At 36.8% G+C, this 13,011-nt stretch carries 12 protein-coding genes and 2 pseudogenes; 4 read left to right on the top strand and 10 right to left on the bottom strand.

Going from position 1 to position 13,011, the window contains the following annotated elements; all coding sequences use genetic code 11:
• Window positions 1-16: 16 nt before the first annotated feature.
• Entirely contained in the window at window positions 17-982 is a 966-nt protein-coding gene (locus BLL41_RS06705) for an FUSC family protein (RefSeq protein ID WP_071577273.1), read from the bottom strand.
• Between the two features lie 298 nt (window positions 983-1,280).
• Between BLL41_RS06705 and BLL41_RS06700 the strand changes: the two genes are divergently transcribed.
• On the top strand, window positions 1,281-2,147 hold the full coding sequence (locus BLL41_RS06700) for a DUF1259 domain-containing protein (RefSeq protein ID WP_071577238.1): 867 nt from the start codon (window positions 1,281-1,283) through the stop codon (window positions 2,145-2,147).
• A 1,012-nt stretch (window positions 2,148-3,159) separates the two neighbouring features.
• On the opposite strand, the gene BLL41_RS06690 is transcribed toward BLL41_RS06700, so the two are convergent.
• Complete coding sequence (locus BLL41_RS06690; protein WP_071577236.1) at window positions 3,160-4,197, bottom strand: flavin-containing monooxygenase; 1,038 nt, start codon at window positions 4,195-4,197, stop codon at window positions 3,160-3,162.
• 87 nt (window positions 4,198-4,284) lie between these two features.
• Window positions 4,285-5,220, bottom strand: coding sequence for a cation diffusion facilitator family transporter (locus tag BLL41_RS06685; RefSeq protein ID WP_071577235.1), 936 nt, complete (start codon window positions 5,218-5,220; stop codon window positions 4,285-4,287).
• A 402-nt stretch (window positions 5,221-5,622) separates the two neighbouring features.
• Between BLL41_RS06685 and BLL41_RS06680 the strand changes: the two are divergent.
• A pseudogene (locus tag BLL41_RS06680) lies at window positions 5,623-5,989 on the top strand (sugar O-acetyltransferase); the annotation flags it as partial.
• A 351-nt stretch (window positions 5,990-6,340) separates the two neighbouring features.
• Here BLL41_RS06680 and BLL41_RS06670 read toward each other — a convergent pair.
• From BLL41_RS06670 to BLL41_RS22780, 3 genes are all read right to left on the bottom strand, one after another.
• Window positions 6,341-6,907 carry a cysteine hydrolase family protein gene (locus BLL41_RS06670; RefSeq protein WP_071577233.1) on the bottom strand — a complete coding sequence of 189 codons (567 nt, stop codon included), beginning with the start codon at window positions 6,905-6,907 and terminating at the stop codon, window positions 6,341-6,343.
• Between the two features lie 243 nt (window positions 6,908-7,150).
• Window positions 7,151-7,522, bottom strand: coding sequence for a YrdB family protein (locus BLL41_RS06665; protein WP_083427952.1), 372 nt, complete (start codon window positions 7,520-7,522; stop codon window positions 7,151-7,153).
• A gap of 45 nt (window positions 7,523-7,567) precedes the next feature.
• Window positions 7,568-7,723 (bottom strand): hypothetical protein, encoded by a 156-nt coding sequence (locus BLL41_RS22780; protein ID WP_177230632.1) that lies wholly within the window; start codon window positions 7,721-7,723, stop codon window positions 7,568-7,570.
• A gap of 267 nt (window positions 7,724-7,990) precedes the next feature.
• Between BLL41_RS22780 and BLL41_RS22335 the strand changes: the two genes are divergently transcribed.
• Window positions 7,991-8,161, top strand: coding sequence for a chromosome partitioning protein ParA (locus BLL41_RS22335; protein ID WP_083427946.1), 171 nt, complete (start codon window positions 7,991-7,993; stop codon window positions 8,159-8,161).
• 177 nt (window positions 8,162-8,338) lie between these two features.
• Here BLL41_RS22335 and BLL41_RS06655 read toward each other — a convergent pair whose 3' ends face one another.
• Together BLL41_RS06655 and BLL41_RS06650 are read right to left on the bottom strand one after the other, a co-directional pair.
• Window positions 8,339-9,511 (bottom strand): MFS transporter, encoded by a 1,173-nt coding sequence (locus BLL41_RS06655; RefSeq protein WP_071577272.1) that lies wholly within the window; start codon window positions 9,509-9,511, stop codon window positions 8,339-8,341.
• Window positions 9,512-9,604: 93 nt separating this feature from the next.
• Window positions 9,605-10,549, bottom strand: a complete 945-nt coding sequence (locus BLL41_RS06650; RefSeq protein ID WP_071577231.1) for an alpha/beta hydrolase — start codon at window positions 10,547-10,549, stop codon at window positions 9,605-9,607.
• Window positions 10,550-10,734: 185 nt separating this feature from the next.
• Here BLL41_RS06650 and BLL41_RS23000 point away from each other — a divergent pair.
• Window positions 10,735-11,088 (top strand): annotated as a pseudogene (locus BLL41_RS23000) (hypothetical protein).
• A gap of 194 nt (window positions 11,089-11,282) precedes the next feature.
• On the opposite strand, the gene BLL41_RS06640 reads toward BLL41_RS23000, so the two are convergent.
• Window positions 11,283-11,786, bottom strand: a complete 504-nt coding sequence (locus tag BLL41_RS06640) for a DinB family protein (protein WP_071577230.1) — start codon at window positions 11,784-11,786, stop codon at window positions 11,283-11,285.
• Between the two features lie 290 nt (window positions 11,787-12,076).
• Window positions 12,077-12,931 (bottom strand): aminoglycoside 6-adenylyltransferase AadK, encoded by an 855-nt coding sequence (gene aadK / locus BLL41_RS06635; protein ID WP_071577229.1) that lies wholly within the window; start codon window positions 12,929-12,931, stop codon window positions 12,077-12,079.
• Window positions 12,932-13,011: the final 80 nt, after the last annotated feature.

Genomic DNA, 13,011 nt, shown 5'->3' with positions numbered 1-13,011 from the left:
TTTTTACGAAAAAATATTATAAGTTTTTCAGCAATTTCTTCGTTTCTAAAAAAAAAGAGTCTTTATAGACCTTATGATTAGGCGGTGGGTACAACAGTTTTGAACGGAGAGATTCCAATAGCATGTTCTGTTCGTTCTGTTTCCAATCGTTTATTTCACCCTGTTGTATTCCTCTACATTCCTCAAAAAATTCACTTAACATTTTTAAATCATTGCCCAACTCCATTTTGTCACTTGAAGATAAAGCCCCTTCTTTTTCCCATTCTTTTAACGTTTTCCCGATATTTGATACATACTCATATCCTGCATTCATCTTTTGCATCTGTATTTGATATCTTGAAAGAATGATTTTATGCTTTTTTCTGATTGGGTTGAATTTTAAGCTCTGAGAAGCCGTTTGTAACATTTCTTTTGTCGCATGCAACTCCTGTAGGAGATGGTTCATTTTATTCTCCACAAAGTTCCCTTTTCCTTGTCCCCACTCTAATTGAACCCACTTGGACAGTTCTAAAAGTATGTCAGAAAGCTGATGAGCTAATGTTTGAAAAGATTCGGCTGCCTTTTTTGTAAAGTCTGGCGGAAAAAGTAACATATGAATCAAAATAGCGATAATGACTCCAATAATCGTATCGATGATCCGATCTAGCACATAATCTTTAGATGTTCTTTCAAACGTAAATACTAATAAAATGGTGAGGGCAACCTGATGTAAAACTGTTTCATCTAATCTTAACCACTTTGAAATGTAGGTCCCGCCTAACATTAAAAGACCCAATATCCAACCATTCATATGTAAGTGACTAACAAGATAGGCTGTTAAAATGACCCCAATTGCAGTTCCCACAATCCGATGAAAAGAAAATCGAATCGACTTATCGATGGTCGTTTGCAAACATAATATAACAGATAGAGGTGCTAAATACGGGTGTTTAGAGCCCACTAGTTTTGCCACTTCCCAAGAAACAGCAGATGCAATAGCCATTTTCCAGACCAAAGATGTTTTGTTTTCAATTTTTTTCTTCCCCACATACTCTTCCTCCTTTCAGCGGACCTTTTCCATTAGGTTTCTTTACTCAAAGGATTTTATACTGTCATATTAAAAAAGCTAAAAGAAGCTTCATTACCACATTCGGCTACTCATTTTTTTAGAGAAATATTGATCATTTTGGAACTTAAATAACAATTGAATTTCTTCTATATGGACTCTTGCCGTGTTACATTTTTTCCATCTCCACATATCTTTAAAGTAAGTAGTAAATTTATTCAGGAGGAGATATTCAGTGGAAGAAATGGGCATGGAGCCATCCCAACTTTGCAGGGAATTTGCAAGGATTCTCAATTCAACACCTAGTGTCGTAAATGGTGTATGTACGGCTACAAGATTTCGAAACAACATTCATCCAGTGGTACTTGGAAGAAGAGCAGAAGCATTTCCTTTTATTCCTCAAGCCTTTTCATTTGAAAGCATGGATCGGAATGGCAGAGCTTTATGTTTAGGTGAGACTGTTTTACTTCAAGAAGAAGTGAACCCGTTTATGACCGAGTTACGCGAATTTGGTATTATTGTAACTGCCGTTCATAATCATTGGCTGTTTGATAAGCCACGTCTGATGTTTATGCATTTTGAATCGATAGACGAACCTCTCACCTTTGCAAGAAAAGTAAGGGAGGCTATGAAAGTTCTTATCAAGAGAACAGTCCGTGCGGAAGCAAAAGTTGATGGTGAAATGATTCAACAGCATGGTCTTTGTGACGAATTCAACGATATTTTAGGTGGAACCATGCATACTTTTGAAAATGGAATTTGCACAGTGATGAGATCACGAACGAATATAAAACCAGAAGTGCTGGGAAGACCAGGAAGATCATTTTTACTCATTCCTCAAATGTTTTCATTTGAATCAATGACAAAAGATGGCCGCGCTCTTTGCAGTGGTGAAACCGTGATTCTTCAAAAAGAAATCAATCCATTTATTAGTGTGCTTCGGGAACATGATCTGATTGTAACATCACTTCATAATCACTGGTTGTTTGATAAACCAAGACTGATGTATATTCATTTCGAATCAATCGATAAACCTGTCAACTTCGCATTAAAAGTAAGAGATGCTTTAAAAGTTCTTACTGATAAAGAAGTTAGAGGTTAACATGATTTTGCGCAAAAAAAGCGATTTAAAAAATCGCTTTTTACATATACTAAAGAGTCCCTTAATAAAGGGGAAGTGCATGATCAGAAAAGGTAGGGATGCTCTTATCGCATGAAGCAAATCACCTTCTATATATGATAGATTTTTTTATTCACAAGTAAGCATGTAATCTTTTATCATCTTAATTTGGGCGATTGCCTTGATCAATAAACAAGCTAGGTGCATATCCTGCCTAAAAGTCTTCAATGAAAGGGGTAAAGATATGCATTTTCCATCCAAACCGTATGATTATTCTTACGATTTTCGTCAACACCCTGATTTAAGTCAAGCAAATAATGAAATGCGAAGCCTTTTATCTACTATTCGCCACATTCCAATACACTCCTCCTCCTTCAAAGAGTCAATGGCTACAGTGGTGAAAGACTTGAGAGTTGTTAGCAGGGCGCTTGCTCTAGGATGCGGTATGAGTTCAGAATTCAGATTTCTTCCAGATACCTGGGGATTACGTGAACTTCATATTGTGCACGCGAAATACCTTACTCCATTGAGTTATCACGTTTATTCTGCCTTAGGTGCAGCAGAGCTTCTAGCCTCCGGACAAGGACGCGCTCCTCATTTCCCTCTTATGGTAGGCTGCATGAATTCGATACTTCGCCTATGGTCAAACTTCCCTGCAGCTATAGCAGACCTGCGAAGAGCATCTGGTCAACAATACGCGTCATCGGTAGACGAGGCAGAAAGTCTCCTAAGACCAATGGTCCCATACACACAACGGGCATTATCAGTCAGTCATTCTTCAGTTCATCCTACTATTTGGGAGGCAACCTTACGTGCTACACATCTAGCACGGGAAGTACGGCAGAAGGTTGCACAATCAGTGAGCCAGGGTACTTCTTATTAATAAGTCAAGAGATACAACAGCGATACTTTTGCGGCTTTACACCATCACATAACTACACTTATTCACACAAAAAATAGAGCAGTAAACATGTGAGTTACTGCTCTACTCAGTTTATTCACCGCTCATTTGTTTTACAATGTATTCAGCATCATTTCCTACGCCTTGAAGCAATGCTGAACCTCGCCTATGCTGCCAAGGCAAACCAATAAAGTACAATCCCTCTACAGGTGAAACACCTCTATGATGTATGATTCGATTTTCTTTATCCAAAACACCTTTTATTTTTATCCAACTAAGGGAATTCCTAAAACCTGTAGCCCAAATAATATTATTTACTTCTAGTGAAGATGAATCATTAAAAACGATTTCATTTTGCTTTCCGCCTATGACTCTTGTTTTTAAGATGACCTCCCTCTGTTTTATGGCATGTTTTAATTCGAGCCCAAATATTGGATCGCCTTTCTTTTGAATGAATTTTCCTAATATTGATGTATGACTTGCATGTAAAACTCCTAATTTATCAAACCACCAAAAGATGCTTCTTTTTCCAATCATTAAAGGAAAATAAACTGGTTTATTACTACAAGCTAAATATGTAACTCTTTCTTTGGATAATTCAACAGCTATCTGAGCACCACTATTTCCCCCACCAACTACTAGTGCATTTCCATGTGCCAATTGTTTTGAATTCTTAAATTGTGACGAGTGTAATTGATTAATATCACCGGCTAAATCCTTTGATATTGATGGAATATTAGGGGTATGAAAAGGGCCTGTAGCAATGACAAGATTCTTTGCTTGATATTCTTCCCTATTGGTTGTTATTAAGAAATGATTCTTTAATTTTTGGACACTTATTACTTCTGTCCGTAATTGGATTGGGATTTTAAATTTTTCAACATATTTCTTTAGATAAGCAACAATTTCATTTTTTGAAGGAAACCCATGCTTTTCTCCTTCAAGATGCATTCCAGGCAATGAGCTATACATTCGAGAAGTAAATAAAACCAATGAGTCATAGCGATCTTTCCAGCTCTCCCCAACCTCATGACTTTTATCCAAAATGATAAACTTTTGGCCGGTCTGCTTAAGATAATATCCTATTGAGATTCCTGCTTGACCAGCCCCGATTACGATAGTGTCGTACATATTAAGCCCTCCACCAATTTTATATTGTCAGTAGACAAAATCTGCAAAATGCTATTGATCTCCTCACTATAAAATGAGATAAAAAATTTAATGATGATGGTGGTCACGCGGCTTCTCAATTTTGGCCTGACAAAGGATCGTATTATCGTGATGATTCGCTTTGGTTTCCATTTGTATGGTTACATGCGTAATGCCTTTATGCTCAAGCTTATGTTCAATTTTGCGTAAAATATTTTCACTTTCTGAAATGGTTAGTTGATCGGCAACAACAGCGTGGCAAGAAAGAGCATTTAATCCACTTGTGATAGACCATATGTGTAAATCATGAATGTTTTGGATTCCCTCTGTCTCTTCAATTGTGTGAATAATGTCAATGACATCGATATTTTCTGGTGTTCCTTCCATTAATACGTGAATGGAATCTTTAGTCACATTGTAACCGCTTCTTAAAACAAGAATAGCCACAATGACACTAGCTAATGGATCTGCCCAGCCCCACCCAAAGAAGATGATAAGTACGGCAGCTAAAATGGCGCCTACAGAGCCGAGCATATCGCTTATCACATGTAAATAAGCTCCTCTTATGTTCAGGTTACCCTCTGTGTCTCCGCCTCTCAGCATAATCCATGCAACCAATACATTCACAATTAACCCGATAATACTAATTATAAGCATGCCGGTTGTTGATACCTCTGGTGGATGAGAGAAACGTACGATTGCTTCATAAATGATATATAGGGAAATAAGAATTAGTGCAACCCCGTTTATCATAGCTGCAAGAATCTCAAATCGTTTATAGCCGAATGTCTTATTGTGATTCGCCTTTTTTCCAGCTAAAGTAAAAGCAATCAGGGCAACCATTAATGAGATTGAATCACTTAGCATATGGCCTGCATCTGATAAAAGCGCCAGACTATTTGTTAAAAATCCGCCTATAGCTTCTATCATCATATAACCTGTAATCATGATAAAAGAGATCAATAAAACCTTTTTATTGGCTCCTTCAGTATGATTGTGACCCATAAAAATCTCCTCCTGAACGAAAGTTTGTTGTTACATATGAGTTATTATGTTAAAGCTGTTATTAAGCATTCTAACGTGATGCAAAATAACTATATGAACACATGCTCATATAAGAATATATGTTTTTTACATTGAAATGTCAAAATATTTTTTATGAAAATCCCAGATTAGTCTTTAATCTTCCCCATATTGCTTCACAAGAATCATCGTTAGCATATAAAAAGAGGAGCAAACTCATGGTTTACTCCCCTAACTTGGTGATGCTATGTTTGTCCTAATGATTAAAAAACACCATTTCGTCTCAAACCATTGGTGTTTTGATAGTATCTAAAAATCCCTTGCCAAACGATCATTTTTTTATCTTAAAGGCTGATTCACTCTGCAATCGCTTCTGCAAACTCCAATATTAGGTTTGGTTATCGGATATAACACTTATGTAGGTGATAACTTTTTCGCAAATTTTGATTGTACCATTTTAGATGTATGTGAAGTGCGATTTGGTGACAACTGTATGCTTGGCCCTAGTGTACAAATCTATACGGCTACACACCCACTTCATCCAAATGAACGCAATTCAGGGTTAGAATATGGAAAACCCATTACTTTTGGAAATAATGTATGGATTGGAGGAAGTTCAGTCATTAATCCAGGGGTTACGATACGTAACAATGTGGTTATTGCTGCTGGTTCTGTTGTTGCTAAAAATATGCCAGATAATGTTGTAGTTGGGGGCAATCCAGCTAAATTAATTAAACATCTCGAAATATAATACACTAGCGTTTGATCCATAAAGGAGTTTGATCCTTAAATCAGTAAAGCTTTTTTTTCATCAGCTGAAACCATCATAAAAAGACAGTAAAACCGGATCTAAAATGAGGTACTGAATGTACCCCTCCCCTTCTGCTACAGAAGGGGGTTTAATTGTCTCGCCGTCCCATATATCTTAATGAATGATCCAATCAAGGCGAAAAGCAGGCTATTTGTGCCTTTGTTACTGTGGACAGAAATTGTGCTGCCTGAGGTTAATAGTTCTATTGAGCAAGTAAAGCAGGAAACCGAATCAGAGCGCCCTTCTTATTGGAAAAGCGCCTGTCGCTTTATTGCGCCAAAATGTTTTTCATCAGTGAGTTTTTATAAAATCATTTATTAATTGATCAGTTGTTAATATTGTGGCAAATTCATCATGCAATGTAGCTAGAGATATATTATGAATAGTCGCCGCATCATAATATGTATCATTTTGGTCTCTCATTCCGAAGGCTGCTGTTGCATCTGAAATCAGGTATGTATCAAACCCTAAATTACCACTCATTCTTGTGGTTGTTGATACACAGTGAGGCGTGGTTAAACCAGTTATTACTACAGTTGTTATTTCATTTAATTTTAAGAATTCTTCTAAATTCGTACCAATAAAGCTGCTATTTACTTTCTTGGTTATAATGACTTCTTCATCAATAGGCTTAACTATTTCCTTTATAACAAACCCTTCATTCTCTGGATGGAATAAAGAATGAGGTTTATCAGAAGTGTGTTGTATGTATATGACTGTCCATCCTTTTTCTCTCCATAATTTTAGTATTTTACTAATGTTTTCTTCCGCCTTTAAGTTATTTCGCACCCCCCATTTTTTATCATCGAAGGCTTTTTGTACATCCACAATGATTAAAGCTTTTTTCTTTTCTTCCACAAGATAACCTCCTACTAGAATTTCTATTTATTACTACATTTTAAATACAAATTTTACTTTTGTACAATTGTTTAATGATGAATTTCAAATGAGCGCCTTCCTTATTGGAAAATGCGTTTCCATATATTCTTTCTAAACTGCAACTGTGTCCAAGCCGTTAACCGCCAATAATCTAATCTGAGAATCATTGAATCTACAGACAATAATAAAAAACACTCTAATAAGGAGTGCTGAGATGAAAGACTATTGATTTAGAAGCCATTTGATACGCTCAGCTGAAATGATGTAGTGGAGTATTATAAGACATAAAAAGATAATACCAACTGGTTTTAAGTGACTAAAATAAAGCGCTGCAACAGCCATTGCAAAGATCAATAATTCAATAACTAACCTTGTTACCCCGTTTACAGGTATTACAGTTTGTCCACTTCGACTAGGATCATTAGGTACTGCAAATACAGACCAGACAATCATAACTGCAATAGGTAAAACCAAAGTTAAAACATATTTAAAATAACCATTAAAGCTTATCCAAGCAAACACCCCTATGGAGATTAGTGCAGCGATTTCAAGGGTGAATCTTAAAAGTAAATTAGTCTGATTCAGTTTTTCCAACTCCTCTATAAAAAACACCCCTGCAGGAGATGCTCTTTCTCTGCTTTATTTCAGCGTATAAAAACCTTTCTGTTCTTCCTCTTTAGATCCTATTGTAGTTTTCGGCGAGACTACCTCCACTTTTGAAGAGATGATACCGGCTGCTGCAGTTACCAATGCTCCGATTAATAGAACGATTATAAGTATAATGAAATATGACAACTTTCCCCCTCCTATCCAGTTAATTATCCAAGTATTGAGGAAGTTGTCTACAATTTGCAGAATTTGTCGAACGAAGTAATGAATATATTGATCTCGCTTATCGCTGGGAGGCTTTACTTATTGTATGAATTTAGGTGGTGACACAGTAATAACCTGCCTTCCATTTTATTGAGAAGACGTTCCTCTCTTATGTTGCAACTCAGCTAGACTCTTCCAATAGACTTCGTTTTGGAACAGCTGCTTCTATTCAAAGCGGGGGTGCTAACCATGATTGAAAAATATACAACTGAAGTTTCTTTAGACTTTTTTAATGGTGATGAGACAGATTTAAAGGATACAATTGAGGAAATTAGACTTTTTACAAAGACATATGAGAACGATAAAGTAACCGTCCTAAGTGTAATTGAAAACGAATCTTTAAAGGAAAAAAAGCTATAAGGTCATTTTACAGCACGAAAGAGATACAGATAATCTAGGGCGTAAATACGAATATGATGAAGAAAAACTATTTGGTTTCTTTGAAGATGAAGAATATTAACACCTATACAGCGCATTCAAAAAAACCCACTTTTAAAAGTGGGTTTTTAAATTATTCATTAATGGTAAATGTATTCCCTATCTAGAAAGTTGCTGCGCAGGAGAAAACATATAAGTTCTTAGAAAAATAGTTACCAAACTTAATATCAATGATAGAATGCCCGCCAATACGACGTATTGTATACCCATTTCTGATATAAACAGCCCGCCAACAGCTGAACCAATTGTTGTTCCTACATTACAGGATGATATAAATAAGCCATTTGCGAAATCAGGCGCTTCGGGGGCTGATGATGCAATCAAATACTGATTAATATTAGCCATGAGCCCCCCAGCTAAAATTCCCCAAATAAAAGTTATCATTGCCATTGGTACTGTAAACTGCCCTGTAAAGAATAAGATGATGTAAACACCCACCATTACTAAAGGAAAAGATACGATAGACTTGGTGGGACGTTGAGTAAGCAACTTTCCTGCGACAATGTTGCCAATAATATTGGCTCCGCCAAAGATAAATAACGTTAAACTTATGGCATTCGAAGACATATTTGTTACTGTTTTTAAATACTCAGCAAAATAACTATAAACTCCAAAGATCGCGGCGTTTAATAAAACAACAGTCACGATGGAAAGCCATATAATCGGTTTTTTTAATACGGAAAGTTGTGTACCATAAGAAAGCTTTTCTTCAACAGGCATAGAAGGTATAAAAATTAATGTTGCAATAAATACAATAAAATTAACAATAGCAAAGAATGTCATCGCCATTTCGTACGAAACGGCACTATCAATAAAACTTGCGATGGGTACACCGGCTACCATACCAGCGGATACACCTATGAATACCTTAGAAACAGCTTTTGGAGCTTCCTCTTGTCTTACTGAGGAAGCAGCTACTGTAAATGCCAAGGAACAATAAATTGGATGAAAAAAAGCTGGAATGATACGAGCCATTAATAGAGTGGTAAAGTGAGATGTAAATATCGATATCATGTTTCCGAGCACGAAAACGCCTAATACAAGTAACATGACATGCTTTCGATTTATCCCCGAAAACAATAACGGCAGTGTTGGCCCAGATACAGCAATAGTAAGAGCAAAAAGACTCACCAACAATCCTGCTTTTGATATGCTGACATGAAAGTGATCAGCAATAGAAGGCATGATCCCAATAACACCCATTTCGGTATTTAAGATGCCGAAAACTCCTATGGTCAAGATGAGAATCAACAAATGGGTTCGTTTAGTCAAAAAATCAACACCTATCTTCAATCAAATGTCCCCAAAAACAATGGAGGCATTTATTAAAATTTCTTTTTAAACGTTATTTCTTAATGATTTAACCTACTTCACATTATCAGTAAAAAATGCTTCCAACTTGTCGAATGGAATCACATCTGTCTTGTCGTACAAATCAACGTGTCCCGCATTCGGGACGATGTACAGCTCTTTTGGTTCTGCCGCCAATTCGTAAGCGTCTTCACTAAAGTATCGTGAGTGAGCCTGTTCGCCTATGATGAACAAAATGGGTCTTGGCGAAATTGATTTAATGTGCGTAAGCAAAGAAAAGTTCATCCATGACATGCTGCTTGTTACTGTAAATTGAGTAATTGAGTTTGGATGGTACCCACGAGGCGTAGAATAGAACTCACCAAACTCGCGACCGATAGGGTCAGTGTGATCATCAAATCCAATAGGTGCCCCTCGATCTGTCAACGTTGGCGGGTTGCCCTCAAACTCCGCGTACCGTTGCTCGGAAATTGCATCTAGAACCCTGTTGCGATCTTCTTCGGTGAACGAGTCCTTAAAGCCGTTGCGTTGAACCCGGGATATATCGTACATACTGACCGTTGCGACAGCTTTGATACGCCTGTCAACCTGCGCTGCACTGATCGCAAAACTCCCGCTGCCGCATAAACCAATTGCACCGATTTGATTCTTATCAACAAATGGACGCGTCCCTATATAATCAACGGCTGCGCTGAAATCTTCAACGAATAAATCAGGCGATGAAAGGTGGCGTGGCTCTCCGCCGCTATATCCGTTGAACGACGGGTCAAATGCGAGAGCCACAAAACCACGCTCTGCCATGTTTTGAGCATAGATGCCGGACCCCTGCTCTTTAACACCGCCATAGGGCGCACCTATAATAACGGCTCCGTGTTTCTTTGAACTATCTAGGTCTATTGGCAAATAGAGGTCTGCCGAGATTTTTATTCCAAATCGGTTTTTGTATGACACCGATGTCCTTATTACCTTATCGCTTAACTTAAAAATATAGTTTGACATATAAAATACCATCCTTTCATGTTAAGTCAAAGCTACAATTGATGTTTTCTCAACACCTGTCTATAATCTATGATACAAATACAAACAAAACAATCGTTAATCTAATCGGTTTTGTTGTTTAAACAACAAATCAATCAAAATTGTCGATTATCTCAAGAAAGATATGGTGTTAAAGAGATAGAAGGATTGTGAGAACCCGAGCCACAATTAAAAAAGCGTTTCTTGAGTTGATGCAAAAAATTCGATAGCATTATCATTCAGGATATTTCTGTCAGAGCAGTTATTAACCGTGCAACTGTTTATCTGCATGACTTGGAAAAAAGGAGCTCAGTATTTTCGAAGTCGCTTTGTTCAACATCATATCGGGGAGTTTAAAAAAGACATTGATATTACTAAGGCAAAAATTCGGGTCAAAGCGAAGAGATCGTTGCTGAATTTGTTGCAAATGCATATGTAAGAGTAGTTGAATGGTTGTTAAAGAATGAATTGCCTTACCCATGGCAGAAAAAGTGGGGGTTTTGTTAGAAAGGAATCTATAGAGATATGTGTATCTAGAAAATTTGGCAGCATGGAAAACCAAGCCTATATCAATGGTGCGGAAGATCATTGTCATTTGAAGTGATTGGAAGATATCATTGATAAACGCACAAAAAAAGAACATGTTTTGAAAAGAGAATGATCAAAACATCTTCTTATATGTTGTCATAGCGTAACTTTTTTATAAAAAGTTTGATTACATTTTCGGGGCTTCCAAACCAAATTTTGTCCATTCTTCTTTTGCTGGACCATAAATACCTGGAACAGTTAAACCTGCTTGTCTCATGAGAACAGTCATTTGTCCTCGATGGTGATTTTGATGTTGAATCAAAAACATCAAAAGTGCACCGTTAGGCAATTGTTGTCCAATAAAGTTGATACGTTCTTGAAGTGTATGGTCAGTCCATTGGGTTTTTAATGCCTGTACAAATGCATTACTGGCTTGATGATAGCTGTCAGCTATAAACTGAGCAGAAGTTGGAACAGGATAATCTTCAGCTGGGGCTTGGAACGTTAAGTCTGTGTTTGAGGTAATGATGCGAATGGCAGCAACGGTATGCCAAGCAATGCGGCCTAGAGTCCAATTTTGTGAAGTTATTTCTTGTTTAAGTGATTCATCAGTCAGACTATTTAATAGTTTCTGTGTAGCATCTGCTTCGAACTCCCAAGATTTCAAAAAATGCTCTAAGGTTTGAAACACAAAAATCCTCCTTTTCATTCTTTTGTTTTTTCTATATCTATAGGTTAATTATAATGCACCATTTCGTTAAAAAGAACAAAAATTTTACAAGCGTGCTGCCTAGTAAATGAATCACTGAAAATCTCAATGTTTACACTAACATGCTGATAAGCCCGTGAATGCATATTATCCATCTAAGAATAGGGAAAGCATAGTATGAGCGAAATAAAAACAGGAACTGATGATAATCATGCTGCAATTCTACATATCAGCGAGAATCAAATAACATATGAAGACGATCTATATTCTTATCACTTTACTGAGCAATAAATACCTTCCGTATACTTAGTGATACCTTCATCGTAATCAGGATACTTATATTCAAGACTTTCTGATACAGCTTTTGAATACTTTCTAAATAATGCATAGCAAGTAAATAAAGACTTCCACATTTCTTGATACACACTCATAGAATAGGTAGACATTAGTTCTTCCCATTCTTTATTTGAAAGGTAACGTTTAATAAACTTATAGTTCTTCCCCATACTAAATGAATACCCTTGCTGGGATGCGATATGCCAAGCCATCATTCTCAATAGATTAGGACGGACGATTTCATTTAAATGATCAATGGCAAAAAGGATTTCATTTCTTGCTAATCCTTTTACTACGTAAGTCGAAACCATCCAGAACTCATTACAGCAATCGTCAAATTCCCTTGCAGTCGGTTTTTTCATCCAATATTGGCGGTCATTTGGGGTCACTTTATAGTTGATGAACGTATCCTTATCGAGCAAGACCTTAACCAAACCATCGTTATTAGCAAAATAATCTTCTGCTTCACGAATTGGAATAAGGGTTAGATCTAATTTGTTGCCATCCTCAAAAAGAATAATGTATGAAAACCAATTACCTAATTCGGGAGGGAAAAGCTCCATATCTTCGGGTTTTTGCATCATAATGCGCTTCCCAAAGATCTCGAGCCACTGAACATTCTCTTTAAAAGATTCTACATCAGTTACAAAATAAGAAATGTCATAATCTTGGAAGTTGTCAGGAGGGATATTTCTGTTTGTACGTGACCCTTCCAAAGTGACCAATCGGATTCTCTCATCGTTCAAAGCAAAGTCTAAAAAAATGTCCATCATTTCCTGTTCACTTCGCATTACATGTTCCTCCGTTTCAGCCTTAATATCTAATTGTGAAACCTAATATTGATCTCATTTTGAATACGTCTAATAGATTT

This window comes from Bacillus sp. FMQ74, assembly GCF_001875785.1.
In the GTDB taxonomy this organism is placed as follows: Bacteria; Bacillota; Bacilli; order Bacillales; family Bacillaceae; genus Bacillus; species Bacillus stercoris.
Note: the sequence above shows the minus strand (reverse complement) of the source record. Positions and strands in the feature narration are given on the sequence as shown.

Coding starts and splice junctions, on each gene's coding strand:
- BLL41_RS06705 (WP_071577273.1), bottom strand. CDS start 982: ATGGCTATTGCATCTGCTGTTTCTTGGGAAGTGGCAAAACTAGTGGGC.
- BLL41_RS06690 (WP_071577236.1), bottom strand. CDS start 4,197: ATGTACGACACTATCGTAATCGGGGCTGGTCAAGCAGGAATCTCAATA.
- BLL41_RS06685 (WP_071577235.1), bottom strand. CDS start 5,220: ATGGGTCACAATCATACTGAAGGAGCCAATAAAAAGGTTTTATTGATC.
- BLL41_RS22335 (WP_083427946.1), top strand. CDS start 7,991: ATGATTGAAAAATATACAACTGAAGTTTCTTTAGACTTTTTTAATGGT.
- BLL41_RS06650 (WP_071577231.1), bottom strand. CDS start 10,549: ATGTCAAACTATATTTTTAAGTTAAGCGATAAGGTAATAAGGACATCG.
- aadK (WP_071577229.1), bottom strand. CDS start 12,931: ATGCGAAGTGAACAGGAAATGATGGACATTTTTTTAGACTTTGCTTTG.